The organism is Haloprofundus halophilus (assembly GCF_003439925.1).
In the GTDB taxonomy this organism is placed as follows: Archaea; Halobacteriota; Halobacteria; order Halobacteriales; family Haloferacaceae; genus Haloprofundus; species Haloprofundus halophilus.
Map to the genome: position 1 here is coordinate 235,749 of NZ_QQRR01000002.1, position 25,292 is coordinate 261,040.

The window sequence follows — 25,292 nt, forward strand, 5'->3', positions numbered from 1 at the left end:
GTCCTCTACGACCTTTTGTTAACCAACAAAATAGGGGTGAGCGTCACTCACAAATGGATTCCGTTCACCCAACAGAGCCACCAACTGCCGCTATCTAGGGCGTCTAAACCAGGCTCACCCTCTGTATTCAACACGCCCTCAACAAACTATCACTGATTGAGGATTTCAACAGAACCTACTTCGATTGCTCTCTGGTAACTGGTCGCGCAACCACTCGACCGGATACATCGCTGTCAACCCGGGTGTCTCGATGCGGAACTGCTGTGGTGGGGTCGTATTCGCATAGGTTTTCTCGACGCGCGGGTCGCCCTCGAGCGGGTCGTTGAGCGCTTGCAGTACTGCGTGGCCTGCAGATTGAGTCATGACGACCCAGATGGCGTCGTCAACGTTGCAGTCGGCGATCTTATCGAAATCTTCGGGGACGGCACGGCGAATGTCGTGATTCACCCGCTCGGCTTCGACGGCAACGACGATAGTGCCATCAGCATCGAGGCCTGCGATGTCGAGACGACGGCGGTCATCGATATCGTAGTACGGAATCACGTCGACGACCGGCGACTCTGGGTCTTCGAGGTACGCTTCGACGAGGTACTGTCGGGCCACCTCGATGGCGAGGACGTGCTGGCTCGACTCTTCGAGGTCACCTGCACCGTGGCCGTAGTCGACGCCTTGACGGTAGCTTTCCCCAATTTCGCTTCGACCATCGGGCGTTACCGAGTAGAGACGGTGTGGGTGGTCGGTATCGTGTCGAAGCAGTCCGTCGTCGATGAGACTCTCGACGGCCGCTGACTCGATTCCAACGTATTCCTGTAAGCGGAGCATCGAATCGTGTAACAGATTGTATTCGAGTGGGGTATATCGAAGTTGCTGGGCATTATACACAGCCTGGAGGAACAGCAGCTGTGTATCCGTATACCCTGAGACAGCCCGCTCTTCAGGAGTGAGCTTGAGGTTTATCTCGCAGATCGGCACGTCATCGCGGTCGATGTCTCGAAGTGAGAAACAGCACGCAATGGCGCGCTGCATGCCCTCGATGGTCGGGTCGTAGCGATTGTAACAGTCCGTACAGAAAAGCGCATGAATGGAGTCACTGTAGCGAACCGTCGGCGGCATCCGATTTGTGTACGGAAGCGCAGAGTCGACTCGCTGCTGTGGGAGCGATGAGTCATCATCTGAGGCAGCTGTCTCTGTCTTTGTATCTGAGTCTATATCCGTCTCATTCGATGTCTCCGCACCGCCTTCATCGGATGTGGCCGTACTCGGGAGGGTAAGCGTCAGTCCGTAGTCGGCTATCGTTCGTTCACGACATCGTGTCAGTGCACCTTCGAACGCCTCCTGTTGGGCGGCCGTAAAGGGGTGGTCGCCTGACGGATCACCGGGCGGCAACGCAGCTGATTTGACGAGAAATGGACGCGGCTCCGGATGGTCGAAACCAGCCGGGAGGCGGACGAGCCACTGTCCACGGCGGAGTGCTCGTAACCGATTGCCGATTGCCTGCGCATCCATATCGTCGGTGGCGAGTCTCTCAGCGAGACGGCGGTCAACGGGGACGTTGCCCGTGATGAACGTCGAAATATTGTTCAACACCTCGTCGTAGACGTCGTCGCCGTACGCACGGAGTTGGGCGGGAAATTGCATCGACAGCGTTAGCGAACAGCCGAAGCTACGAGATTGGGCGAGTAACTGTTTGAGCAAGTCGGAGACGGCGACGCTCGCAGCCTCCTCGATATAGACGTTGACGAGCGGGAGTTCACCATCCGGTGTGCGCTTCGAGCGACGACGAAGCGCAGTCCACAGATTCGAGAGGATGACGAGTGTGAGGACGCGCTGTGCCTCACTGCGGAGGTCGCCCGTATCGAAGATGATGACGACGTCGTCGTTCAAATAGCGAGCGAGGTCGAAAACGGGCGTGTCTGGGTCGTCTACGGCAACGTGATTGAAGATGCGCGCGAGACGCCGGTCAAGCGGGATTTTCTCGATTCGATTCGCCACGCCTTGCATAATCTCGTCGAACGACCGTGCGCGATTCGCAACGACGCCCGCGAGCATCCGTTCGAGATCGGCGTCGGAGACCGCAGGAGCCACTTGGCGTTCGTGCATCTGTCGGACTGCCGTGTGGAGGTCGCGGTGTGAAAAAGCGTCGTGCCCACTGACGGGATCGAACATCGCCTTTGTGAGATAGCGGATGATATCGGGCGAGCGAACGGCTTGCTCGAAGCGGTCTGTTCCCATGATTTGAGAGAGAATTTCGATGTAGTGGTCGACCGTATCCTCGACGGCCGTCGTCCGAGAGACGCCTGCGTCGACTTCATCGCGAATGTCGAAAAATGAGAACGCAGGCAGTACCTCCGCGCAATCGAAGTAGATGACGTTATCGAGCGTGCCGAATCTCGCGAAATGTGCTGTCAGGTAATCGACTGCCATCCCGTCGCCTTTCGGTTCGATGATGATGTCTGCGCCTGACGTGGCGGTGTGATTGTGCAAGATGGCGTTGTTCGCACTCGTCGTCTTGCCTGCGCCAGTTTTGCCGAACCACCCAACGTGTAACGACTGCAGACTCGGTGGGAGCGTGAGCGGTTCGGTCGCTTTATTCCCATCCTGGGTAAGTGGCGTTCCGAGAAGCAAACCCTGTCCGCGATAGCGTGCGAGCAGCTCTTTCGGTGGCTGTGCCAACGGCGTCCGTTCGCCAGGCGTCGGGGCAACAGCACGCACCCCGGCTGCGGTGAGCGCGTTGGCATCGACGGCGAAGAAGTTCGCAACCTCCGTTGCGTCGGCGACGATTGCCCGACTCTGTGGGGTGCGCCACGGGAGGCGATTCGAGAACTGTGTGTACGTCGGTGCGTAGAACGTCCGCTCACAGATTGCGGTCAGCAGGTGGCTGGCTTCGTGGCCACGTCGAACACGTCCTGTGAGTTCATACGACGTTCGACCGACGGGCGCAAACGCCGAGGCGAGTTCGTGAGCAATCGCCGTGGCCGCAGTACCTGTGTCTTCACCGTGAGCGAGAATGGCGATGCGGGCGTTCACGTCGAACGAGCGATGTGTTTCACGGACCGCGAGTTCGTCGAGTCTCGCTTCGTCACTGTGTGGAATCGGAAGGTCGTCGTCGGGTGGGCCGAATACGGCAGTCGAGAGTTTGCCACCGAGGGTGTCCTGACTCGTCTCGAGTGCTTTTCGTCGGACGTCGGCTGCAGCCGTCCAATCCGGTTTCGGGCGTAACAGTGTCTGGTAGATAATCGAGCAGTCGCTGGCTGCCATCGTCTCGATGATGGCTGCAAGCGGGATTCGTGTGTGCGTCTTACTCTGGCTCTGGCTCTGGTTACTCTCGCTGGCTTCGAACTCGCTGAAGGGCGTCAGTCGTGTTTGCCAATCTTGGGGTCGTTCGACACAACCCTCGTACTCGACAGCAGCGATGGTATCGGACGCATCGTTTGTTTCATCCGTTGAGCCTGGGTTGAACTCTCGTGCTCGGATTTCCTCGGTAGTTCGGGTTGTCCGTGTGAGTTCGTACGAGTCGGGAAACAACCCTCTGAGGACGCGTTCGAGTGTATCGGTCGCTTCGGGTTCGTCGACACCGAACAGATACGTGAGACTCGCCTCATCGGCTCCTTCAGAGATGAGCAGACACTCGATTGTTGGCGGTGAGGGGCGATTGAAGAGTTTGATCCCTGCTGAGTGGCGCTGTTGTGGGAGTTGGTGGAGACGGCGTACGTGTGTCGCAACGGTCTCTGGGTTCAGCGATTCGTCTGCTGGCCGGACGCGAATGTAGGTTCGTGCCTGTTCGAGCGGTACTGGGAGGTCGGTATCATCAGCCATCTAGTAGCGTCGGCTTCTTCAGATTCTCGTGAGTATGCATGGGCCGCACTCGTGTGGCTGCGTCTGCAACAGAATGTGAATCCAAGAGACAAACGGCGGACAGCTGAGCAGTTCAATACGATTTGAGATAGCATTCACACCCTCAAGCAACGAAAGAAGCGAGCGAGTAAGCCGAGGGGGAGCCGAAACGGGATGCGACTACCCTCGCTCAATAGCAGACCGATGTCTGAATTTAAAAAGCATTACGGATACATCCCCGGTCATGGAGGTCCGACGTACCGCACCCGTTAAAATTGTTGTTCCTGACGGACGACGTAGCGACCTCCACGAAACCGCTCGACAGTTCTTGTACTGTGCCAATCGTGCCAGTGAGTACTGTTGGGACGACACCTCGTACAAAAATTGCGTCACGTCAAACACGAAAGCCCGTAGTGCGCTCTATTACGAACTTCATGAGGAAACCGACCTCGTGGCAAACCTCGTACAAAAAGCAATTCGACGCGCCGTCCAAGCCACAAAAGGGTGCGTCGAACCTGGAAGAACGGGCGACGAGTAAGCCAACCAGAGTTCACGTCGTGGAGCATTGTCTACGATAAACGGAGTGCAACGTTTTACCGAAATAAAGTATCTCTCTCGACTGTCAATGGACGCGTTGAGTGCGACTTCGAGCTCCCCGCAGAGAGTCCAACACCTTATGAACAGTACGTACTGTCAGAGAAATTTGAATTCCGAACAAGCACACTCCAGTACGACGCAGTAGATGACGAGTTTTACTTCCACATCAGCACACGAAGATACGACAGCGACGGCGAAGACGATTCTGAGGTTCCGGCAGATACTGAGCACCAAACAGTCCTCGGTATCGACCTCGGCGTCAACTCGCTTGCTGTCGCTTCAACAGGGAGGTTCTGGCAGGGCAACGACTACGATCACTGGTGCCGCGAATTCGAAAAACGGCGTGCTAAGATGCAACAGCGCGGGACGCAGGCCGCTCACAATGCATTGCTTCGACTCGGAAAACGTGAGGAAGGGTGGCGGAAGCAGTACATCCATACCATAGCGAACGAAATCGTCAAAGAAGCGGTTGAAACTGGTTGTACCCAGATTGTCTTCGAGAAGCTTGATGGTATCCGGGAACGCCTTCGATTCGCTAAATGGCATCATCTGTGGGCGTTTCGACGGATCGTTGAGTACGTTGAGTATAAGGCAGCACAGCAGAGCGTCGCTGTTGAGAGAGTAAAACCCAATTTCACGTCTCAACGCTGTTCTCGGACGGACTGTGGATTCACCCACGAGGGTAACCGTCACGGAGAACACTTTGAGTGCTTGAAATGCGGATACAAGGTGAACGCGGATTACAACGCGGCCAAGAACATTGGTATGAGGTACGTTCAGAAGCGACAACACAGACTGCACTCCTCGCCTATGTCGGAGAGTGTAGACGCATCAGTAAACATGCGTATAAATGGTGGACTGATGAACGGCGACGGGTATCAGCCTCTTGCTGAGACCTGATTGCTGGGAGTTCACATCAAAACAATGGAGGGCCTGACCTTTCGCAGTCTCACCGGGATTCTGTTCCGTCGATGGCCCCAACCCCAATAAAGCGAGGCGCGTCAGCGCCGAGCGAGTAGGGTTGTGTAGTTTACACGAAATGTACTCTCAGACTCGGTGCTCCCGTTAAGGAGACAGTGTGAAGACAGACGAAACGTCCTCTCTTTCCCGAAATGCGTTCGCTGAATTCGCGTCTGTGAGGACGTTTGCACCGCTGGCTACGTCTCAGAGTTTCTCATACTATAGGGTATGACCACTCGTGAGCGACCTGGACGGAAACCAGAAGAGAAGTGTAACTCTGTGATTCTGAAAGTCCGCGCCGTGTCGCTGGCTGCGACTCGCTGCGGTCCTTACGTCGTCATCAGAAACCGTCGGTTTCTGATTGGCTCGCAAGACGTACACGTCTTGCGAACGTCTCGCTCAGGCGACACGGCGGCCCCTTTCGATCCCACCACGTGATTTGAGAGATGCTTAAAACTACATAACGGGTTGGGAGTCCGATTTCCTATCTTTGTCTCGACTGAGTCTGTCTGGCGTTGCAAAATACCGAAGTCATTTATATATTGGTTCGTTAGTATGCAACAGTATGCTCACAGAAGGCGAGGTTCGCACCCTCACTGCTCTCCATGGTGAGCAGACAGTCTCTGAACTCGCGACGAATCTCGATCGGAGTCTCAGCTACACCTCAGAACTCGTCGAACGGCTCGAAACGGCTGGCCTCGTCGAGACACGTCGACAGGGGAAAACAAAGCAGATTCGACTATCGGACGCGAAGGCACTCGAGTTACTCACGGACCTTACGCAGCAGTATTCACATATCGACTGGCCGGAGCTGTTGTCAGGGGCAGCCCTCCGTGTGTGCTACTTCCTCGATACCCCACGGACCGCGACTGAGCTCGCATGCCGCGCCGACATCCACAGAAGCACAGTCCACCGTGCGCTTGCCCCGTTTCAGCACCGCGGAGTCATCTACCAGACCGACGACGGGGCGTACGCACTGAACGACGGCTTCGAACAGTTGAGTGCATTCGCTCGTGAGCTTGCCCATCACGCCCACCGCCAGACTGTCGAAGAACAGACCGACACCTACACGATTCTCTGGGAGTCTCTAGACGAGTTCCTTGTGCAGACGGGGACTGAGGTCAGCGACGAACACTTCATCCCGACAGGGCCAGACCAATTTCAGCGATATGGTCTTCCACTCTTGGCACGTGACCGTCGGTATTACCTCTATTCGAAGGCGACGAGCGAGCTCTCCCCGGAGATGTTGTGCTGTCACATGCTCGTGATCGATTCGGGCGCACGGACCCGGTCATACTGCCTACTCTTGCTCAGTCACGTCGACGTCGACCGCGACGAACTCCGAACCCAAGCCACCAAGTACGGCGTCGACCACGTCGTCGACGAACTCTGCACGTATCTCGACACCAGCGGTGACCAGCGAACGTCTCGACTTCCCGAGTGGGAGGACTTCCAGGAACTCACTGAGGAGTACGGGGTGACGCCATGAGGGCGCGATTCGATAGCTCATACATCCGCTCAGAACTCGAGCGCATCGGCCAGCAGCTGGACAATCCACTCACCGTCTTCTTGATTGGCGGTGGGTCGATGGCGTTTCGCGGACTCAAAGAGACGACCAAAGATATCGACCTCATCGTCTCCTCCGGCGACGATCTGAGTCAGCTACAGGCGGTGCTCCTCGAACTGGGATATGATATCGTCCGGGAACCGGACGAAGAGTACGAAGAACTCGGTGCCCAGCGCATCCTCGAGAACGATGATGGGTGTCGCATCGACGTCTTCAACCAGCAAGTGATTGGCAAGCTGATTCTCTCTCCAGGGATTCGTGAGCGGAGCGAACGGTATCTCGACCCAGGGAATCTCGTGGTCGAACTCGTGAGTCCAGAAGACATCTTTCTGTTCAAAGCGGTCGCAGGTCGGGCAGACGACATCGAGGATATGTTTTCGTTGATGCAGACCGGCCTCGAGTTCGACGTCGTCGAAGCGGAACTCGAGACGCAGGTCGAACTCTTGGAGCAAGAACTGTTCGTGACGTACGTGAACGGAGCGTTGACTGATCTCACCGAGCAACACAACGTGACGACACCGTTGCATGATCCTGTCGCGGAGGTCACCGAACGCGTCTACGAGGAACTCGAAGTGCTGCACGCGCTCGAGGAACCGAAATCGGTGGCTGACCTGCACCAGGAACTCGACTGGCCCGCAGCGGACGTACAGGAGATTGTGAGACGTCTGGAAGAGAAAGACGCAGTCGCGGTAACCGATAGGCACGTAGAACGTCGCTCAACGACGATTTAATCGCGAGGGAGTAGAACGTGAGGCTGTGATTACCACTCCATCATCCTGTATCTGCACACTCCCAGCGGCTGATTCGCGCGCTGTATTCAGCACTCTCTCAAAATCTCCCATCGACTAGATATTTCTGCCGGGTCGGTATCGTTCGTGGTAACATTGGAAACGGTTCTGCAAGGAGTTTCGCCGCTTACGCTAACAACTGAGTAGCAAACTCAAAAAGCGAGAATATGGAGTGTTCGGTTCTCGATACAAGTCCGAGAACAGTCACCGCGTTAAACGCTCGTTGTACAGCGTTTGTTAGATAGCGCGGTTCCTTCAGAAGAGATACTCGTCGCTGCCGTGGGCAATAGTGGGCAAGCGTCATCAGATCGTGGGTCATAGTGGGTAACGAGATGAAAGTAGACGCTCAGGATCTCCGAACCAGCGACACCGATGACCGAGGTCGGATTTACCTCGGGACGGAGTACGCGAACAAGCGTGTGACCGTCGCGGTGGTGGAAGTCGAAAACGACCAACCAGACGAAGACGAACTCGCAACTGCCTATCGGGACGCATCCGAAAGTGCAGAATCACTAGCCGAGGAGTGGGATAACACGTCTGACGAGGCGTGGAGCGGACTGACTGAATGAGTGAGAAGACGAACGTCCGACGTGGCGACGTCGTTATTATCCGGTTGGGCCCCGCCGAAGGCCACGAGATGAAGACCCGCCCGGCGGTCGTCGTCCAGAACGACGTCGGGAACGCGAATTCGAGTACGACTCTCGTCGCACCCGCGACTGGCACGTATCGAGGCTACCCGTTCGAGGTACCGGTCGAAGCGGATGACTCGCCGTTCGAGAAGGACTCCTCAGTTCGGCTCGACCAGATTCGAGTCGTCTCCATCGAGAAGCGGATTCATTCGGTCGTTGGGAATCTGGACGCAGGAACGATGAGTCAGGTAGACGACGCACTGAAACTGAGCCTCGGACTCGACTGAGCGATTCGACGCAGACGACGTGGGGGAGCGCAGTAAGCTGATTTAATCGACTTGTGGGCTGTATCCAGCAAAGCTTCCAAGAACTATCGTCGATTGAGGGTGTGCCCGAGCCCGATTGTCAGCGGCTATTCTAAAGAAAACAGCGAGAGTTCCACGGGTCACCCGACCCGTGGTCATTTACGCAAGTCTTGACAGTGTTGTTGCTCACGCTGAGGTCTCTTGACGAGAATTGGAATTTGACGTGTTGGTATCGATGGGGAACGTGATTGAGAGATCAATCGCCTCGGTTCCATCGCGGAGTATCGGGCGCTTGCTGTTACCATCTGTGGTGAACTCAATGACGCCGAGCGTTTCGAGTTCCTTGAGATTTCGATGAACCTCTCTGTAATCACGATTGGCAAGTCGAGCAGTCTCACGGATACTCTCTGGATGCTCACTGGTGATGACGTCCAAGAGCTGGAGGCTCAACCGACGCATGAGTCGTTCGACGTCGTCGAGCTCCTCGAGATTCAGCACGAACGCGGCTTCCTGTTCTTCGAACGCTTCTCCAGATTCCGCCCGACGGAGTCGCTCGCGAGCGGCTCGCTGGCTATTCTCGCGCTGGCCGTACGTAATTTTGAGTGTGTTTGCAGTCATGGCAGGTCCTGGATTTCGTTTAAGAATCGGTCACGGAGTTCTATCATTCCGGGGAACTCGATTTCTTCGATGCCATCAGGTGTGTGTGGTTCGTGGCGTCCGGGAGTTCGGTTCTCATTGTCGTAGCGGAGGATGACGCCCTGGCCATCGAGAAAGCCGTAGTGAAACGCGTATCGGTACCCGTTCGATCAGAAACCGGCGACACGGTAGCCGTAGCACCGTAGTACAGCGACCTAGAAAGCCCCCGCCGTGTCGCTGGCTGCGACTCGCTGCGGTCCTCACTCCGTTGCGGTCCTTACGTCGTCATCAGAAACCGTTGGTTTCTGATTGGCTCGCAAGACGCACACGTCTTACGGACGTCTCGCTCAAGCGACACGGCGGCCCCTTTCGACCCCACCCTGTGGTTTGCGTTGGTTCCTCTTGCTCGGTGTTTTGGCGTTCGCAGCGCGTTCTCGTGATACTCATCGTTGCACCAAGGACTCACCGCGATACGCCTGCCAATTTTATCACACCCCTGACGGGTGCAGGTGTTACTCAGTGCACCAACCAACGTTCCGACGACAGATCGGTGTTCGACTTCGAACGATTGTCTCTCGATTCAGGGGCAGAAAACATCCAGCACTGTCCAATCCTCAGTGTGCGCATCCAGGAGGCGACCGGTCGCTGTACCTCATCGGTTCTGAATCACTGCAGTGCTGTGAGTTCTGTGGTGCGGTGTTGATGCGGAGAGCGCTTCCAGAGTCCGCAGGGACGACGTATCTCGTTGATGAGCCGACCGATGAAGGTCGATCAGAGGGGGCGATATGAATTCGCATCGTTTCACCATCGAGTTCCGAACACGTGACGGCCAGAGACATCGCGTCGTGTATCGGGCAGATATACACGGCGTGCAGTGGTCGCGTCTCGAAGAACTGTATGAGGATGGCCGCTGGCGACAGTGTGGCGAAGAACAGATTTCTGCACCGATATTTGAAGTACGACCGACAGGTGTGGGCTTCTTTCTGGGGCCGTGAGAGCCGTGTGATTGGTATCGCGACGAAGTTGCAAGAAAGCCTTATGCTACACAGACGTATAGCAATTGTATATGTCTGATGCTGATACTGGGACCGGCGACAACGGACCGGAGATGGTACAAATCAATCTTCGACTGAGCAAAGCCTTCCTCGAAGACATCGACGCAACGTGGGAAGAACAGGGGTTCAATTCCCGAAGCGAGTTCCTTCGTTACGCGGCTCGTGACGCCATCAAGCATCCCGAGTTCTCACGAGAAGGGTGGAAGCAGATTGCGGCGAGCGAACACGACCTCCGGTCGGGCGATGCGGAGTTAGTCTCACGAGATGAGGTTCTTGAGATGATGGATCGGGACGCGGATGACGAGTGAGGGGGATTAGACATGGAAGTTCGCACCGCGTGCTGCGACCCAATTCGACGGACTCGAGACACACGTCCAGGACCGTATCGTCTCGAAGCTTGACGAAATCATCGACTCAGAGTGGCGAGAGCCGGACGACTTCGTTGAGCCCTTGACGGGCGGCCCGTTCTCGAAACTCCGCATCGGACAGTACCGTCTTGCTTGCATCGTCGACTACGACGAGTCCGTTCTCGAAGTCCATCGAATCGAGCACCGAAGTGGTGCATACACCGCTGACGATTGAGATTCGTCAGTTACCCATGACTACAGTCGTGGGCTTCCACCTCGTATCTGTGTGAATCGCCTCGGGATCAAGCCCCGAGGCTTCCCGTTTTCACGACGCGCTTTGTAAACTACGCAGGCAATTCTCTCAACCCATAACGAACCAGCATCTCACACCACCGAAGTGCTTGTATGCATTATAGCGAAAGTATATTGTCGGGTGTGGCTTTTTGCCGGCGAACTACCCCGGTCAAGTCCCACAGCACTCGGCCTGCCTCGTCTATAGAATGAACGGAGAAAGCGTCACTCTCCTCGTCAATTATCGGGGCGCGGCATCGATTCTAGCTCTTTGATTCGACTCGTCTTCTCGACAGCGGCGTACTGTCGTTTCCATGCGTCTTCTGGGAAGAGGCCATTGCGATCGAACAGGTCGCGTGCTTCGGCAGTGAGCTCGAAGAACTGGTAGGGGTACCCCCGGATACGATTCCCGGTCTCGAACTCGCGTACCTGGATAACACCGACGTCTGCGAGGGTGTTGAGGTGGCGACGGATCGAGTCGTCGCTGAGTGGCGGATTCATGTAGTCGAGTTCTTCGACGCTGGGTGCGCCCACTGGATGACCGACGATATCTGCGATTATGTCTGCACGCTTTTTGTCAGTTGCTCGCTGGAGTGCACGCCATGTATCGGACGTTGTATCACCCACGTTGGTTTCGTCTTTAGGTACCGGCTCTGTCTCCGGTCTCATATCTCTATCTTGGGGTGAGGCTCTCATAATGCTAATCGCTGCATCATACTCTCCATTCACCGATTCTGAGAGAATGTGTCTTTAGCACTGAAGTTAGGAGAATATACTATAGAAAAACTGATTGTAAGAGAGAGTTGACGCCGTAGCAAGTAACATTTCAGGACTCTTGTATTTCCTTTGCAACTCCTTCGAGATCGTCGTGACGGCGAAAGCGGCGTTCTTCGATTGCGTCTTCGAAGGCGTCAGCCTGCTCGTCCGAAAGAACTCCAGCAAGTTCGAAAAGAGAGCGCTCGACAGCGAGAGGAAGCACGACATCCGAGAACGATTCATCGTCCTCTTTGTGGGCTACAAGTCTATTGTAGGCTTCCTCAGACAGGCGAATGCTCTTGGACATCTGCATACGGATGTATGCAGCTTCTGAATTTGTATGTGGGGTCTGTTTCGAGACGAAGAGACACGTCAATCGCTTCTTTTCGGCTGTTTCAGAACCCCGGTCTTGTCTCTCAGCCGTGGCACGCCCCGCTCGCCGCCTGTTCCGCCCTCCGTTCGCTCGTCCAGTTGGACGCCAGCGGGTTAGCCCGTCGGTCCGTGCGCTCCGTGGGTGCGCCGGACCGCCACGCTAACTCCGCTGGCCGCTCACTGCGGGCGGGGCGGCGCGCGTAGCTGGTTGGCTGGTTCTTTCGGCACGCGCCGCTTCGCGCCCCGGGCGCGAAGCGAAGGCGCAAAGCGGCGCGTGCAGACGTCTCTGTCGAGAAACAGTCGGTGTGGTCGTGTAGAAAACCGCGAGTGGAGTCGCGGTTGTCGGGCGTCGTGAAACGCCTTCGGGAATGGAATCCCAATGGCAAGTAAGAACGCAATCGGTAATGAAGTTGCGGGACAGCGCGGTGAACATGGTCAGTTCGAGAATGCGGGCGTTTTCGACGAAGACGGCTTCGAGGTCGTCGACGAGGTTGCAGAACGCGAACGGAACCTCAGAGCGACCGTGGAGATGGAGATTCGGGCGAGAATCGACACCGACCACTACGAGACGCGGCGGCGTGGACTGACGCTCGAACAGGAAGAACGGATCGAGGCGAGAGAGTGGGAGCTCAGACAGACGAGAGTGCGGTTCGACAGACAACAGGAGTCGGACCGGGAAGCGCGGACGCGACGGGTGGCAGTGCGTGGAAGCGTCGAACGTCGACGTGCGTTCTGTAAGCGAGCGGCGAGCGTAGACCTATGGGCGGACCCGGATGTGGTAGATCCTCGTGAGCAGCTATCGCGTGACGAATTGGGTGCTGTGAACCGGGAAGCAGCGCGATTGGCAGGGAAGCTACCGGGGTGGTCGCAGGCAGCGATCAGTCGACGAGTAGCCGAGCGCGTCGTCGACGGATGTGAGTTGATGAGCGCAGTCATCGGGGTATTCGAGGAGTTTCGGACCGACCCCGGTCGAGTGGTTCCAATCGAAGCACTCGGGGAGGTACAAAGCCACGAGGTGAATATCTCTGGGACGATAACCCAGTTGTGGGAGCCACGGAGCAGAGCGATTCAGCAGGTTGGGCTCATCGAAGACGAGAGCGGGCGAACGAAGTTCACGGTATGGGAGAAGTCGAACGTGCCGATGATGGCAGAAGGCGACCAGGTGGTGTTGCGGAACGTAGCGCGAAACTGGTATCAGGGTCGGTGCTCGGTTGCACTGACGGGCTGGTCGTCAATCTCATTCTCTGAAGGTGAGCGATGGTGGAGTAAGTAGCTCAGCTCGGCCATTCTTTTTTCGGCTCTGTTAAAACCCAATCGGTGATCGGTTTCGGAAGTCGTGCTGCATACAGGGCGCATATTCATCAGGTGACTACCATGTCACCGTCTGCACGGACGTCACCGCCTGCCGAAACGGCAATAAGTAGCTATCTAACGGCTCATCTCGTACCTCTTTTCGAGGAGGTGACAAAACCTGATGCCAGCCCACCGATACGACTGTGGGAATGGAGTTACTGACTGTCGGTTCGTCGGCAGTCCGAAAACAAAGGGGAGGCTCTCATACGGAGTCAGGCCAGGAACAACGGCAAGTACGCAAACTGCGTATCGTACAGAATCGTGACCGGTCCACCGAATCGAAACCGCTGAAGAATAGGTGATCAAAATGGCAGAAACAGCAACCGCAGAACTGAGCGAACATATCGAACACGGAGCTAATCTCCGGCGAGGTTCCGTATTGATGGCAATCGCGGGGGTTGCATTCATCGGCTACGGTCTCGTCTTTCTCGCCTTGAATTTCGTCGGGAGCGGCTTTGAGCTCGGGGTCAGTCAACTCGATGGACTGACTCCTGCAGATTTGAACCCGACCGTCGCGTACTACATTAGCCACCTGCACGTCGCCACCGCAGCGTTCATCATCTCGACAGGGATCGCTGTCACAGCCCTGTCGTGGTACGGGGTGCGCCAGCGGCTTACGTGGGCGTGGGCGACCGCCGTCGTCGCCGCCGTCGTCGGCTTGGCGCTCGCGTTACCGATGCACTACACTGCGGATGCATTCGCCCACGACTGGGTGACGCATCTCGGGCCAATCTACCTAGCGACAGTCATCTTCGTCGTCGGGGCCGTGCTGGCGTACCGCGGTTTACAGGCCTCGTTACCGGTGACAGACTGACAATCACCTCACATGCTCTCGGAAACAGTGATCGTATTGCACGTGGGTTACGGCCAGGAAGTAACCATCTTAGAGTATCTATATCGCGTCGTGCTCTATTTGGTGGCCTTCGGGGTGATCGCGCTCCTCGTTTACTGGGGGATGAATGCGATTGAGACTATCCGTCCACGTGTGTAATCAAGGCTGAGAGGTGTAGGTGGATACAACCTCTGTATCTTGCACGATACTTCGATCACTAACTGGGGGTTCCAACAGAGCCTTTTCTGGACGCCAGCTTCCTCCCCAGCCGTCGTCCTCGCTTCGCTCGGACACCCTCACACGTAAGAGTGCTCATCAATCGCCCACTGCAGAAGAACCGAATAGGCGCGTGGGCAGAAGTTGATTTATGGGGAACATGCTTGTTTCTACCCACCAAACTGATACCTATGTCCGAGGCAACACTCGATGGGCGTGGCCGTCTCACACTCCCGAAAGAAGTTCGGGAGCGATACGGCGAGCACTACCATATCGTCCAACTCCCCGATGGTGTCAAGTTAATCCCCATTGCAGATGACCCGCTTGACGCTCTCCGTTCGGAGTTTGCAGACGTCGACAAGAGTGCCACAGAACTTCGCGAAGAGGCGCGTGAGGAAGCCTTAGACCAGGCTGGACGGTAAATGTACGCAGAAACTGATTTCCTCTTGGCGCTGATCAAGGACGAAGACTGGCTTGGTGACGCCGCAGAGACGATTGGACGTCCGTGGTGACGTGGACACAGTCGTTACTGCAGTAACTTACGTCGAGGATTATGGATTCACGCCCTTTGACGCACTTCACCTCGTCGAATCTGACGGGGCGACCATCGTATCGAGTGATGAGACGTACGAATCTTTTGCACCACGACTCGATGTCAACAACCCCGCGCACGGTGGCGCGGGGCTTGTCAGTGTTCTCGGCCTCTAACTCACAACGGAGTACGGGATGAATCCCCGCTTCGGCGTCACTGTTCCTGACTTCAGGGCAAGTTGACTGTTGCCCGTCCGTCGTGAGTCGTTTAGCCCACGACGGACAAACCGCCACCCGATGTTCTTCGCCGCATTATAATCCGCGTGAAGCGTCTTCTCACACTTCTCGCACTCGAAGTGTGCTTGCACAGGTCGATTCCCACGGCTCGTGTGACCACACTCACTACAGCGTTGACTCGTGTACGCTGCGTCCACGAACTCAATGCGAATACCGAGTGCTTCGGCTTTGTACGTCACGAACTGGATAAGTTTTCGGTGTGCCCACTGATGGAACCTCTTCGCGTTCGCCATCCGGTCGCGGATGTACGACAAGTCCTCAAACACGATGTGCGAACATTCGTGTTCGACGGCCTCTTCGATAATTGCGTTTGAGACTCGGTGCAGTTTGTCCCGAGAGTAGCGTTCTTCGCGGTCGTCTCGCCCCACGATGGTTCGGTGAGCCGACTGAGTGCCTGTCTGTTGGAGGCCACCGCGAACCTGCTCGAATTGGTCGTGGTCGTGAACCAGTTTCTTTCCTGACGCGAAGTGTGCAGTGCTGGTGACGGCGAGGTTTTCGATTCCGAGGTCAACTCCGAGAACTGTTCTGTCCTCGGCAGGGGACCCGGTTTCATCGAACGGGTTCGGTTTTCGGAACCCGAGGTGTAAGAAGTACTCACCGTCCCGAGCGGTGAGCGTGCTTTCTGTGACGCTCCACTCGTCATCGTTCAGGAACTGGTACTGGTAGCCGTCGTCGTCTTCTGGGAGGACGAGTTCGCATCGAACCCGACTCTCAACGGTGGAGAGCGAGACTGTGTTGTCGTCAAAGAGCGTCAGCGTGTTCGCATCGTATTTGATGGTCGGACTCGTGAACTCTGGGCAAGAGACGTTCCGCCCTTTATCTTTGAGTTCGTTGACGCCTGTGAGTGCGCTTGCGGCTTGGTGAGTGGCGAGTATCGCGTGTTGACTTCCGAGACGCGTTTCCTCGCGTACGTCGTCGTAGGCGAGTTGTTGGAGGCCGTATTTGGAGTCCTCGTTCTTTCTCCAACCGATTTGGGAGGCGTGGGTGGCTCCATGTTGCCAGTCGCTAATCGTGGCTTCGAGTAAGTCGGCTTGCTCGTCGCTCACGATGATTCGAGTAATGGCTGTACGTCTCAGGTAGTCGTCCACTCTACCTTCAAAGAAGGAGTTGGGCTATTTAATAGTTTTATTCTGGCTATTGTCGGCTTCCTCCCCGGGCACGGTGGCCCGGGGAATCCGCCTTGCTACCAGTTTAAAAACGATGCAAGACGATTGAAGCCGTTTCGAAAATTCGACTTAGCCTCCAGTTTTCTGAGAGCCGGTTTCCTCCCCAGCCGTCGTCCTCGCTTCGCTCGGACGCCCCTCGCGCGCGGTCGTGGCCGGGGCCACGCCTCGCACGCGCCACGTACATTCATTCCTTATTCCAGCCTTTGTGACTCCGCTCTACCTGTCTGGTTTATGCTCTGCAGTAGCGTAGAGTACTAATGGCAGAGATATTCCGAGAGCGGATGGCTGCGGAGATGGACGATGGCGTCGTGATCTACATCAACGGGATACGGCTCAACAAGTTAAGCGCGCTCCCGCACTGGCTACTGGCGAACTGGAAGGTCGCGAGGATGTTCAAGGAGCTGGAGGCGGACCCCAAAAGCGGGTTCCTCGGGTACACACCGATCTTCCTTGGGCTCCGGAAAGGGGCTGCCATGCAGTACTGGCGGTCGCTCGAAGACCTCCAGCGATTCGCGACCGAGCAAAACGGCCCTCACGTCTCAGCTTGGAAGTGGTACAACGAGAAAGTCGACCCGGACGGAGGACTTGGGTTCTGGGCGGAACTCTACGTCGTCGACGGCGACTCGTTCGAGACGTTCTTCCGCAACGTCCCGCCTATCGGAATTGGGAAGTACGCGAAGATGGTTCCGATGCGCGAACACAAGCGACGACTCGGGCTCTCACCCGACGGGAGCGCCCGGAAAGCAACGTCAGCCGAGGAACCCATCGAGAGTTAGACACCACAACCTCGAATCGCCGGCAAACGATTTCTCCTCAGGCGACCAATAGAACTCAGTGAACAGTTCATGAGCCAATACGTCGATGGATACGTGCTGCCGGTCCCGAGTGACAAGGTCGAAGAGTACCGGGAAATGGCGGCGGAGGCGGGAAAGAGCTGGATCGATCACGGCGCGCTTCAGTACTTCGAGTGTGTCGGAGACGACCTCGCTCCGGACATGGGGGACGTTGAGTTAGCAACGTTCCCCGACCTCGTGGCTGCGGACCAGAACGAGACGGTGATATTTGCGTTCGTCGTCTACGAGTCCCGAGAACACCGCGACGAGGTCAACGCCGCGGTGCACGAGGAGATGGAGGCGATAGAGGGAGCAGACGAGATCGAGATGCCGTTCGACGTTGCCCGAATGGCCTATGGCGGCTTCGAGGCTCTCGTCGAGCACCAGGCGGAAGCGTCGGACGAAGAGCCAATCGAAACGAGCGGGTAGATCTCGGAGTCGATCCCTTTGCCGACAGCAATGGATGTATGCTCTGTATCCTGTACGATGCTTCGATCACTAACTGGGGGTTCCAACAGGGCCTTTTTCTGGACGCCAGCTTCCTCCCCAGTCGTCGTCCTCGCTTCGCTCGGACGCCCCCTCGCGCGCGGTCGTGGCCGGGGCCACGCCTCGCACGCGCCGTGTCAAACATCGGGCTTTCCTAAAGAGCGTTCACAACATCTTCAGCAGTGAATAACGAGACGTCATCACGTTCGGTAGCGATCTCTCTCAGCGAGTTTGTGAACCCACTTTTCGAGAACACAGCATACTCACATTTGCGCTCACCACCTTGTTCTGGGTTCCAACGAAGCTCTGATTCGTGACTTTCGAGCGTACTCAATACATCGTACCCGACCGGCGAATTCTGGAACTTGCACTCTCCGACGAGCAATACATCGCTGTTAGTGATCCCGACGACGTCGATCTCATGGTTTTGGTACCACCATCGTCCGGTTCGAGTGATAGTATATGAGGGGTAGAGCTCCCGAAGGGCATGTTGGGCAAGCGTCTCGAACGTCCCGCTAGCGAAGTCGTTCATCTTGGGTTCCACAACTGTGTCATATGCACCTGGCGTAAGCTGGTCGTACTGAATAGGCGTTCCATAGAGGAACCGGAACCAGAACTCGAACATCGAATCTACGATACGGTATTGGCCTCTCCGGGACTTCTCAGGCCGCTCCGTAATTGGGACCTCTCGTTCGACAAGACGAAGCCGCTTGAGGCGGTCGATATACCGAGAGATTTGATCTGAGTCGACTCCACTTGCCTGTGCGATTTCGTTGAGAGAGGTGTTTCCACCGGCGATGGCTTCTAGAATAGAGAAGTAGCGTGTCGGTTCGCTGAGTTCCATCCGGAGTACATAGTCGGGATCGTTGTGAAGAGCTGAATGTGATGAAAGGAGTGTTTGTTCGATTGCGTCGCTAATGGTGTTGTACGTGGCTGCTTCTTCGATGTAATAGGGAGTGCCTCCGAATACAGCCCACAGCAGAATTTGCTCGCTGGGGCTGTAGCTGTCGGGATAGAGGCTCATCGCCGCGTTGAACGGCAGCTCGGTGATATCGAGTTTTTCAGAGCATCGACCATACAGCGGACTGTTTCCTAACAGTGCTGCGTCTTCCATCATGCTGATTGACGAGCCGACTAACACGAGTGTCAGTGCGGACTCGTCCACACCATAGTCATACAGTTCTTGAATGACTGAGGGGAGGCTGGGTTCTTCTTCGATGAGATACGGGAATTCGTCCAACACTACGATGGCGTCTTGGTCTGCTAGATATCCAATCAATGAGTCCCAGTTTTCGCGGATACGCGAGATACCAGGGAAGGACTCTTCGGCCGTATCGATGAACTCTCGAATCTGGAGTTCCTTCGTCTTCTGTTTTGCTTGGAACAGAATGGCGTCCTCGTAGTCAGTGAGAGATTGGCGTACGAGGGCCGTCTTTCCTAATCGGCGACGACCATAAATCACCGCTAACTCTGCTTGATCAGAGTTGTATAGCTTGGTGAGCCGGCTAAGTTCTGCATTCCGGTCGACGAACTCCATGCTGAGATATTTGTGTGCTACAGCAAAAACGTACTGCTAAGGTAATTCAGAATACGGTATTTGAAAGTACCCTAATTCAGAGTTCCGTATTTGTTGTGTGTAAACTGCCTCAGGGCGTGATACAGAATCGAACGCACACCCCGTCTTCGGGCGTGAAAAGAGGTCAATTCGATGCTGTTTACTTCTCAGATTCTTCGCGCAAGTCGAGTCGACGAATCTTCCCCGTCGACGTCGTTGGTAACTCGTCGACGAACTCGATGTGTCGGGGATACTCGTACGCAGCGAGTCGGTCGCGAACCAAGTCCTCGATCTCCGTTCGAAGCGTCTCCTCGTCGAACGCGTCGCTCGTCGGTTGGACGTACGCCTGGATCGCTTCGCCTCGCGTCTCGTCGGGGATACCGACGACGCCCGCTTGCTCGACGTTCGGATGTCGGAGAATCGCCTTCTCGACCTCCATCGGGCCGACGCGATAGCCGCTCGTGAGAATGACGTCGTCGGCGCGCGAGACGAACCACAGGTAGCCCTCGTCGTCCTGCATGACGATGTCGTCGGTCAGGAACCAGTCACCGTCGAGTCGCTTGTTGGCCGTTTTCTCGGGTAAGCCCCAGTATTCGTCGAAGAACACGCGGTCGTCGTCCGGACGGACGGCCAACTCGCCGGGTTCGCCCGTCGGGAGTCTCTCGCGGGTTTCTTGGTCGACGACGGCCACGTCGTAGCCGGGAAGCGGCTTGCCCATGCTGCCGGGCTGTGCCTCGAACCAGTTCGAGCTGTTGCCGACGACGAGATTGAGCTCCGTCTGTCCGTAGAACTCGTTCACCGGCACGTCGTCGAACGTCTCGTCGACCCAGTCGAGAATCTCGGGTGTGAGCGGTTCGCCGACCGCCGCGAGCGTCTCCAGAGCGAGGTCGTATTTCTCGGTGGGGTTCTCGACGGACATCAACATCCGCAGCGCCGTCGGCGGCATGAACGCCTTCGTGACCCCGTGGCGAGCCATGAAATCGAACACGTCCTCGGGGTCGAAATCCTCCCGCGGCCACCCGACGATAGTACAGCCGTGGTGCAGCGCTGCGAACAGCGTTCCACCGAGCGCAGCGCCCCACGCCCAGTCGGCGGGCGTCCACAGCGTCGCGTCGTGGAGTCCCTGGTCGAAGTAGTTGTAGGCGGCCGCAGCGCGTCCAAGCCAGAGTGCGTGACTGTGGAGGACGCCCTTCGGCGGACCGGTGCTCCCGCTCGTGTACATGATGGCGCTCGGCGTCTCCGGCGTCGAGTCGTACACGTCGATGCCAGGCTTCTCGGATGCGACGAGGTCGTCGAAGGCGTGTGCGTCTCCCTCGACGTTCGACCCGAGCTCGACGACGTGTTCGAGGTCGGGACACGCATCACTGATTGCGTCGATTTCGTCGCGGACCGCGGGGTCGACGACGACCGCTTTGGCCTCGCTGTCGACGAGTCGGTATTCGAGCGCGTCTCGACCGAAGAGGACGGTCAACGGGACGGACACCGCCCCGAGTTTCCAGTTTGCGAGATGCGTGACCGGGTTCTCGGGCTTCTGGGGGACGACGACGCCGACACGGTCGCCTGCCTCGATACCTAGCGCTGCGAGGGCGGCGGCAAGGCGGTCAGAGCGGTCGTCGAGGTCACGAAACGTGAGGTTCGCCGACGGGCCGTCCGGGTTCTCGTACCGAAGCGCGACGCGCTCTGGGTCGTCGTGCTTTCGGAGGAAGTCCGTCGCGGGGTTGTAGCGGTCGGGAAGCGCCCACTCGAACTCCCGTCGGGCCTGTTCGTAGCTCTCGAACCGTGGCATGATTTGCCAAGTCATACCATAACTCAGTGGTCTCAGACTTCAGTGTTCGCGACGCGGTAACCAAAGAGAGTTTATCCACCCCTCAGGGGTGCGGGGCGCTCACTCCGAGCGCGTCGCTGAAACCCAATGACCGAACATCTACTGTCGAAATTGACACCGTCTGGTCGCGTTCTCGATCGAGCACAGTACGAACCGTTGTGCTTCTCACTTCTCGATGGTGACGTCCTCGTTCGCAACGAGCGTTATACCGACCCAGAGAACCACGAGTACCGAGTCCAGATCGAAAACGGCGTTCCTATCGCCTGTGAGTGCCCTGCAGACGAAAAATATCCCGGGGCGTGCAAACATCGAGTTGCCGTTGCAATCCGTAGCGTCGTCGTAGATGCAGCCGTGGAGATGCAGACTCTCGCCGACGGTGGTTCTATTCGAGCATCTACGAGGAACGAGACAGATGAGTCATCGTGCGACTGCGAACACCTCTCCAATGGATTTCCGTGTTGGGAGTGTGTTCGTACAGGACGACGCGGACTTCCCTTACAGGAGTGAACTTGACCTCTCAACAGGAGGTGAACTCTCACTTAGAGTTCAAGAGAATTTTATCTGCCCCTGACGGGTGCGGGGCGATTCGGAACTAATCGCCTCAAAGTGAACTATGTCGCTGAGAGACATCTACGAGAGTGGCTTCGACGAAGAGAGTGGCAAAACAACGACTGCGACGACCTGTCCGGAGTGTTCGGGTACACTTGTGACCGAAGGTGGCGAGAGTAGCTGTACCGAGTGTGGGCTCATCGTCGACGAACATCGACTCGACCACGGCCCCGAGTGGCGCTCGTTTTCCGACGATGAAACGAATTCTGAACGGACGGGTGCACCATTGACGCCTGCGCGTCACGACCGGGGGCTCTCTTCTGAGATTGGATTTGGGAAGGACGGAAAGGGCAATATCCTCTCTGGGCGGAAGCGTCGACACATCTCTCGACTCCGTCACCAACACGGCCGAGCACGCTGGCGAACGAAAGCAGAACAGAATCTCGCTCACGCCTGTGGCGAAATCACCCGAATAACCGCTGCACTCGAGTTGCCACGAACGGTCTGTGAGGAGGCGTGTACCATCTATCGTGCTGCCCAGAAAGAAAACCTCATTCGCGGACGTTCGATCGAGACGATGACCGCAGGGAGTGTGTATGCGGCGTGTCGATGCCGAGGGTCGCTTCGGACAATCAGTGAGGTGGCTGAGGTCGCACTGTGTACCCGACAGAAGGTCCGGTTGGGGTATCGGGTATTGAACGCCGAACTTGGGTTACAGATTCCAGCAGTCGACATTCGAGATTTGATTCTTCGATTCGCGTCTGAGTGTGAGGTCTCAGACGAGGTTCGGTATCGAGCTTTGGGACTCGCGAGAATAGCCGAAGAGCGAGGGTTCACCAACGGACGCAATCCATCAGGCGTTGCTGCGGGGTGTCTGTATCTCGCCTGTCGTGAATTCGGCACTGATTGTACGCAGACACAGATCGCTCGGTTAACTGGCGTAGCGACTACGACAGTACGAGAACGTTACTGTGAGCTCAGGGAGGAGCGTGGCAACTGTAACCCAAACACCGAGAGCACACCTGAATCAAAATTCTAATTCTCAGTGAGTATTTTAACCAAGACCAATTGAAGAGGCTTCGCTTTTGTTGGTTAACAGGCTACTACCCACCGAGTTTGCTCTTTCGCACTATCCGGGAATAATATCCCTGAAGCAAGAATTATATCCGTAGCTGTGCAAGAATGAGTATGTCCAATAGCGAGTCTCCAGATGAGCCTCCGTCCTTCGACGACGCGTTTCGCGGTGACGATGTTGAGCAACGTGTCTACGGGACTATCCTCCAGACTCGCGAGCCGACCGCAGCGAGCGCCATCGCCAAACGAGCAGATTGTGACCCAAAGACCGCTCGGAAGTACTTGGGCTGGTTTAGCGAACTAGGCGTCGTCACACGCCACGATGGTCATCCAGTCACCTACGAGCGCAACGACGCCTACTTCGAGTGGCGGCAAGTCAATCAACTCGCAGTCACCCACTCTATCGAGGAACTTCAAGAGCGTGTCCGAGAGCTAACCTCGCGTATCGACGAGTACGAAGATTCGTACGATGCCACGACGCCAGCGGCTGTCGACGCCGTCGACGCTGCAGAGGCACGCGACGGCCGGACTATCGACGACGTCTATAGCGACCTCGGCGACTGGGCGACCGCTCGCGAGGAGCGCACACGCTATGAACGTGCACGCCAGCAACGCACCAGTGGCGGGACCGAGCAGGCATCTGGGTAGCCACATCGATGGCACCGCCCACAGGAGACGGACGTAGCCCCGCGCCTATCGACCGCCCAATACTCGAATTTCTTCAGACACGTCTCCAAGCGACGGCTCAGGTCGCACAGGCAACGATCACGGATACAAATGGCCACCTCGAACTCCAGGTCACACTCGCATCATCGTACTATCCCGAACTCGTCGAGGAGGCGACTTTGACCGTTCGCTGGTATACGAATGATGGCTTCAAAATTCACTATCGAGAAGTGCATCCTAACCGCGCCTGGGAGTGTCGGTGGGATCGCCATCCAAATCCCCACAATACACGTGACCATTTCCATCCCCCACCAGCTGCCCCTACCCCTGGCAACGACGCTTCATGGCCGACCGACTATCGCGACGTGCTTCGACTCGTCCTCGACGAAATCGAAGACCGAATAGCGTCCCTGTGGGACAAGTGAGGACGGTCTCCCAAAGGTGAAACCAGGTCGCGAACGGTTGTCTCACTAATCTCTCAGTGATTGAGGGTTCCAACAGAGCCAAATGAGCGACTGAAATCTGAGAGAGTTTTTACGCGCCCGCAACGGGTGCGGGCGCATCAATTCGAGTGCCCGTGGAAATCGAAATGAGAACCCCAGAAACAACAACTGTCTTCGCAGGTGTCGACGGCCGAACAGATTTTGAGCTTCCTGCGTGGTATGCGCGAGAGACGACAATCGACAACCCGGTCTCATTCGCTGAGGCGATTCGAAATCTCCCACGAGCGATTACTAGCGACGTTGCGTACAAGAACCCATACACCGACGAGTGGGTTCAGACGGAGCGACACAACGCGATTGTCGAACCAACTCGACTGGCTTCGCAAGCCAGTGATGAGACACCGTCTGACCCGCTCTTTTACATTCCAACGGACAGCTACTCAGTCATCAATCCGACCGACGTGTACGCCCCACTGACGGATGTACTTCGAGAACAGACTCTTGGCGAACACCCGCTAGCCGACGTCGTCTTCGGTGAGATACGACAGTACCGTGGAGGCGGCGAAGTCCACATGGATATTCTGTTCGACGGCCTCTCCGTCGAACTCCCTGGGCGAAACGACCCGATTACGATGGGCGTCACGTCGGGCTACGATTATTTCGGCGGCCACGCGGTGTACGTCGAGGGCTTTGCCCGCGACAACTACTGTGCGAATTCGATTCGCCGACTGACTGACCGCAAGACGGTCAAACACGTCGGCGAGGTTGGTGACTTCTACGCGTGGTGGGTGATCATCATGGAACAACTCGGATTCGTCGCGAACGATCTTCTCGCGTTCATCGAAGATGCGACCGAGATCACCGTTGATTTCACCGCGATGCCGTTCGACGTGGTGGAGTTCTACGAACTGCTAGACTTACCGGAGTACTTGGCCAAGCACGCAGCCAGCGATGCACGAAGTGAAGCCGCTGACCCACTCGACATCGATATGTGGACGCTACATTCGGGAACGACCTATGCCTTGACGCACTTTTTCAGCGGGAAAGAGGGTGCGTCGCTTGACCGGTACGTCCGCACGGCCAACGATATTCTGTTCAATCCTGAGGCGACCATAGACACCGTAGAGCAGACATTCAAACAGCAGGCTGAGGCCGACACCGATCAAAACGGCCAAACCGGATTGGAGAGCCAAGTCGCGCTCGCTCAAATCGGACGCGTTGGACAAGATGTGCGTGAAAAGGCTGAACAGTTCGAGCACCGAGAAGCGCTGTTACGCGATCGATTCGTATCTGTCTCTGAGTAATGTTTTCGGCGTAAACCATCTTGTC

The 25,292-nt window shown here is 56.5% G+C and carries 22 protein-coding genes and 4 pseudogenes; 18 read left to right on the forward strand and 8 right to left on the reverse strand.

All coding sequences use genetic code 11. From position 1 onward, the window contains the following. Window positions 1-165: 165 nt before the first annotated feature. A complete protein-coding gene (locus DV709_RS10770; RefSeq protein WP_117594452.1) occupies window positions 166-3,816 on the reverse strand; it encodes an ATP-binding protein in 3,651 nt (1,216 codons plus the stop codon). A gap of 262 nt (window positions 3,817-4,078) precedes the next feature. Here DV709_RS10770 and DV709_RS10775 point away from each other — a divergent pair. The 5 genes and pseudogenes from DV709_RS10775 (at window position 4,079) to DV709_RS10795 (ending at window position 8,662) form a co-directional block, all read left to right on the forward strand. Further along, a pseudogene (locus DV709_RS10775) lies at window positions 4,079-5,331 on the forward strand (RNA-guided endonuclease InsQ/TnpB family protein). 625 nt (window positions 5,332-5,956) lie between these two features. Continuing rightward, the gene (locus DV709_RS10780; RefSeq protein WP_117594453.1) at window positions 5,957-6,880 is read left to right on the forward strand and encodes a winged helix-turn-helix domain-containing protein; all 924 of its coding nucleotides are present in this window, start codon (window positions 5,957-5,959) and stop codon (window positions 6,878-6,880) included. Beyond that, window positions 6,877-7,689 (forward strand): DUF6036 family nucleotidyltransferase, encoded by an 813-nt coding sequence (locus tag DV709_RS10785; protein WP_117594454.1) that lies wholly within the window; start codon window positions 6,877-6,879, stop codon window positions 7,687-7,689. Before DV709_RS10780 ends, DV709_RS10785 begins: the two co-directional genes overlap by 4 nt. A gap of 389 nt (window positions 7,690-8,078) precedes the next feature. Next, window positions 8,079-8,315, forward strand: a complete 237-nt coding sequence (locus DV709_RS10790; protein WP_117594455.1) for a hypothetical protein — start codon at window positions 8,079-8,081, stop codon at window positions 8,313-8,315. After that, window positions 8,312-8,662: a type II toxin-antitoxin system PemK/MazF family toxin gene (locus DV709_RS10795; protein ID WP_117594456.1), complete on the forward strand. Its 351-nt coding sequence runs from the start codon at window positions 8,312-8,314 to the stop codon at window positions 8,660-8,662. Before DV709_RS10790 ends, DV709_RS10795 begins: the two co-directional genes overlap by 4 nt. A gap of 204 nt (window positions 8,663-8,866) precedes the next feature. Here DV709_RS10795 and DV709_RS10800 read toward each other — a convergent pair whose 3' ends face one another. Beyond that, window positions 8,867-9,298, reverse strand: a complete 432-nt coding sequence (locus tag DV709_RS10800; protein ID WP_117594457.1) for an HVO_A0114 family putative DNA-binding protein — start codon at window positions 9,296-9,298, stop codon at window positions 8,867-8,869. Continuing rightward, window positions 9,295-9,483, reverse strand: a pseudogene (locus tag DV709_RS18200) (toxin-antitoxin system TumE family protein); the annotation flags it as partial. The pseudogene DV709_RS18200 and the gene DV709_RS10800, both read right to left, overlap by 4 nt. A gap of 899 nt (window positions 9,484-10,382) precedes the next feature. Between DV709_RS18200 and DV709_RS10810 the strand changes: the two are divergent. After that, entirely contained in the window at window positions 10,383-10,679 is a 297-nt protein-coding gene (locus DV709_RS10810; protein ID WP_117594458.1) for a ribbon-helix-helix domain-containing protein, read from the forward strand. A 10-nt stretch (window positions 10,680-10,689) separates the two neighbouring features. Continuing rightward, a pseudogene (locus tag DV709_RS10815) lies at window positions 10,690-10,953 on the forward strand (type II toxin-antitoxin system RelE family toxin); the annotation flags it as partial. A 293-nt stretch (window positions 10,954-11,246) separates the two neighbouring features. On the opposite strand, the gene DV709_RS10820 reads toward DV709_RS10815, so the two are convergent. Together DV709_RS10820 and DV709_RS10825 are read right to left on the reverse strand one after the other, a co-directional pair. Next, window positions 11,247-11,678 carry an ArsR family transcriptional regulator gene (locus tag DV709_RS10820; protein WP_117594459.1) on the reverse strand — a complete coding sequence of 144 codons (432 nt, stop codon included), beginning with the start codon at window positions 11,676-11,678 and terminating at the stop codon, window positions 11,247-11,249. Window positions 11,679-11,835: 157 nt separating this feature from the next. Continuing rightward, on the reverse strand, window positions 11,836-12,072 hold the full coding sequence (locus DV709_RS10825) for an antitoxin VapB family protein (RefSeq protein WP_117595284.1): 237 nt from the start codon (window positions 12,070-12,072) through the stop codon (window positions 11,836-11,838). Window positions 12,073-12,516: 444 nt separating this feature from the next. On the opposite strand from DV709_RS10825, the gene DV709_RS10830 reads away from it, so the two are divergent. From DV709_RS10830 to DV709_RS10845, 4 genes and pseudogenes are all read left to right on the forward strand, one after another. After that, complete coding sequence (locus tag DV709_RS10830) at window positions 12,517-13,410, forward strand: DNA-binding protein (RefSeq protein ID WP_117594460.1); 894 nt, start codon at window positions 12,517-12,519, stop codon at window positions 13,408-13,410. A 462-nt stretch (window positions 13,411-13,872) separates the two neighbouring features. Beyond that, window positions 13,873-14,304 (forward strand): hypothetical protein, encoded by a 432-nt coding sequence (locus DV709_RS10835; RefSeq protein WP_198665702.1) that lies wholly within the window; start codon window positions 13,873-13,875, stop codon window positions 14,302-14,304. Window positions 14,305-14,729: 425 nt separating this feature from the next. Continuing rightward, complete coding sequence (locus DV709_RS10840; RefSeq protein WP_117594461.1) at window positions 14,730-14,960, forward strand: AbrB/MazE/SpoVT family DNA-binding domain-containing protein; 231 nt, start codon at window positions 14,730-14,732, stop codon at window positions 14,958-14,960. Then, window positions 14,961-15,246, forward strand: a pseudogene (locus DV709_RS10845) (hypothetical protein). Here the strand turns inward: DV709_RS10845 and DV709_RS10850 are convergent. Further along, a complete protein-coding gene (locus DV709_RS10850) occupies window positions 15,243-16,454 on the reverse strand; it encodes an RNA-guided endonuclease InsQ/TnpB family protein (protein ID WP_198665703.1) in 1,212 nt (403 codons plus the stop codon). The pseudogene DV709_RS10845 and the gene DV709_RS10850 sit on opposite strands and share 4 nt — an antisense overlap. 335 nt (window positions 16,455-16,789) lie before the next feature. Here DV709_RS10850 and DV709_RS10855 point away from each other — a divergent pair, with 335 nt between their 5' ends. Beyond that, a complete protein-coding gene (locus DV709_RS10855; protein ID WP_198665704.1) occupies window positions 16,790-17,308 on the forward strand; it encodes a monooxygenase family protein in 519 nt (172 codons plus the stop codon). Between the two features lie 69 nt (window positions 17,309-17,377). After that, window positions 17,378-17,794: a DUF1428 domain-containing protein gene (locus DV709_RS10860; RefSeq protein WP_117594462.1), complete on the forward strand. Its 417-nt coding sequence runs from the start codon at window positions 17,378-17,380 to the stop codon at window positions 17,792-17,794. 211 nt (window positions 17,795-18,005) lie between these two features. Here DV709_RS10860 and DV709_RS10865 read toward each other — a convergent pair whose 3' ends face one another. Continuing rightward, window positions 18,006-19,388 carry an ATP-binding protein gene (locus tag DV709_RS10865; RefSeq protein ID WP_117594463.1) on the reverse strand — a complete coding sequence of 461 codons (1,383 nt, stop codon included), beginning with the start codon at window positions 19,386-19,388 and terminating at the stop codon, window positions 18,006-18,008. Window positions 19,389-19,566: 178 nt separating this feature from the next. Continuing rightward, the gene (locus tag DV709_RS10870; protein WP_117594464.1) at window positions 19,567-21,207 is read right to left on the reverse strand and encodes an acyl-CoA synthetase; all 1,641 of its coding nucleotides are present in this window, start codon (window positions 21,205-21,207) and stop codon (window positions 19,567-19,569) included. Between the two features lie 111 nt (window positions 21,208-21,318). Between DV709_RS10870 and DV709_RS10875 the strand changes: the two genes are divergently transcribed. From DV709_RS10875 to DV709_RS10895, 5 genes are all read left to right on the forward strand, one after another. Then, a complete protein-coding gene (locus DV709_RS10875; RefSeq protein WP_117594465.1) occupies window positions 21,319-21,738 on the forward strand; it encodes an SWIM zinc finger family protein in 420 nt (139 codons plus the stop codon). 106 nt (window positions 21,739-21,844) lie between these two features. Then, window positions 21,845-22,819: a transcription initiation factor IIB gene (locus tag DV709_RS10880; protein WP_117594466.1), complete on the forward strand. Its 975-nt coding sequence runs from the start codon at window positions 21,845-21,847 to the stop codon at window positions 22,817-22,819. 149 nt (window positions 22,820-22,968) lie between these two features. Further along, on the forward strand, window positions 22,969-23,502 hold the full coding sequence (locus tag DV709_RS10885) for a DUF7342 family protein (RefSeq protein ID WP_117594467.1): 534 nt from the start codon (window positions 22,969-22,971) through the stop codon (window positions 23,500-23,502). 8 nt (window positions 23,503-23,510) lie between these two features. After that, window positions 23,511-23,945, forward strand: a complete 435-nt coding sequence (locus DV709_RS18405; protein WP_117594468.1) for a hypothetical protein — start codon at window positions 23,511-23,513, stop codon at window positions 23,943-23,945. A 164-nt stretch (window positions 23,946-24,109) separates the two neighbouring features. Next, on the forward strand, window positions 24,110-25,267 hold the full coding sequence (locus tag DV709_RS10895; protein WP_117595288.1) for a hypothetical protein: 1,158 nt from the start codon (window positions 24,110-24,112) through the stop codon (window positions 25,265-25,267). Window positions 25,268-25,292: the final 25 nt, after the last annotated feature.

What these genes read in the sequence shown, in the direction of transcription:
- DV709_RS10860 (WP_117594462.1), top strand. Translation starts at nt 17,378, where the DNA reads ATGAGCCAATACGTCGATGGATACGTGCTGCCGGTCCCGAGTGACAAG.
- DV709_RS10830 (WP_117594460.1), top strand. Translation starts at nt 12,517, where the DNA reads ATGGCAAGTAAGAACGCAATCGGTAATGAAGTTGCGGGACAGCGCGGT.
- DV709_RS10795 (WP_117594456.1), top strand. Translation starts at nt 8,312, where the DNA reads ATGAGTGAGAAGACGAACGTCCGACGTGGCGACGTCGTTATTATCCGG.
- DV709_RS10895 (WP_117595288.1), top strand. Translation starts at nt 24,110, where the DNA reads ATGAGAACCCCAGAAACAACAACTGTCTTCGCAGGTGTCGACGGCCGA.
- DV709_RS10780 (WP_117594453.1), top strand. Translation starts at nt 5,957, where the DNA reads ATGCTCACAGAAGGCGAGGTTCGCACCCTCACTGCTCTCCATGGTGAG.
- DV709_RS18405 (WP_117594468.1), top strand. Translation starts at nt 23,511, where the DNA reads ATGGCACCGCCCACAGGAGACGGACGTAGCCCCGCGCCTATCGACCGC.
- DV709_RS10770 (WP_117594452.1), bottom strand. Translation starts at nt 3,816, where the DNA reads ATGGCTGATGATACCGACCTCCCAGTACCGCTCGAACAGGCACGAACC.
- DV709_RS10865 (WP_117594463.1), bottom strand. Translation starts at nt 19,388, where the DNA reads ATGGAGTTCGTCGACCGGAATGCAGAACTTAGCCGGCTCACCAAGCTA.
- DV709_RS10810 (WP_117594458.1), top strand. Translation starts at nt 10,383, where the DNA reads ATGTCTGATGCTGATACTGGGACCGGCGACAACGGACCGGAGATGGTA.
- DV709_RS10820 (WP_117594459.1), bottom strand. Translation starts at nt 11,678, where the DNA reads ATGAGACCGGAGACAGAGCCGGTACCTAAAGACGAAACCAACGTGGGT.
- DV709_RS10885 (WP_117594467.1), top strand. Translation starts at nt 22,969, where the DNA reads ATGTCCAATAGCGAGTCTCCAGATGAGCCTCCGTCCTTCGACGACGCG.
- DV709_RS10855 (WP_198665704.1), top strand. Translation starts at nt 16,790, where the DNA reads ATGGCAGAGATATTCCGAGAGCGGATGGCTGCGGAGATGGACGATGGC.
- DV709_RS10790 (WP_117594455.1), top strand. Translation starts at nt 8,079, where the DNA reads ATGAAAGTAGACGCTCAGGATCTCCGAACCAGCGACACCGATGACCGA.
- DV709_RS10870 (WP_117594464.1), bottom strand. Translation starts at nt 21,207, where the DNA reads ATGACTTGGCAAATCATGCCACGGTTCGAGAGCTACGAACAGGCCCGA.
- DV709_RS10880 (WP_117594466.1), top strand. Translation starts at nt 21,845, where the DNA reads ATGTCGCTGAGAGACATCTACGAGAGTGGCTTCGACGAAGAGAGTGGC.
- DV709_RS10800 (WP_117594457.1), bottom strand. Translation starts at nt 9,298, where the DNA reads ATGACTGCAAACACACTCAAAATTACGTACGGCCAGCGCGAGAATAGC.
- DV709_RS10825 (WP_117595284.1), bottom strand. Translation starts at nt 12,072, where the DNA reads ATGTCCAAGAGCATTCGCCTGTCTGAGGAAGCCTACAATAGACTTGTA.
- DV709_RS10840 (WP_117594461.1), top strand. Translation starts at nt 14,730, where the DNA reads ATGTCCGAGGCAACACTCGATGGGCGTGGCCGTCTCACACTCCCGAAA.
- DV709_RS10835 (WP_198665702.1), top strand. Translation starts at nt 13,873, where the DNA reads ATGGCAATCGCGGGGGTTGCATTCATCGGCTACGGTCTCGTCTTTCTC.
- DV709_RS10875 (WP_117594465.1), top strand. Translation starts at nt 21,319, where the DNA reads ATGACCGAACATCTACTGTCGAAATTGACACCGTCTGGTCGCGTTCTC.
- DV709_RS10785 (WP_117594454.1), top strand. Translation starts at nt 6,877, where the DNA reads ATGAGGGCGCGATTCGATAGCTCATACATCCGCTCAGAACTCGAGCGC.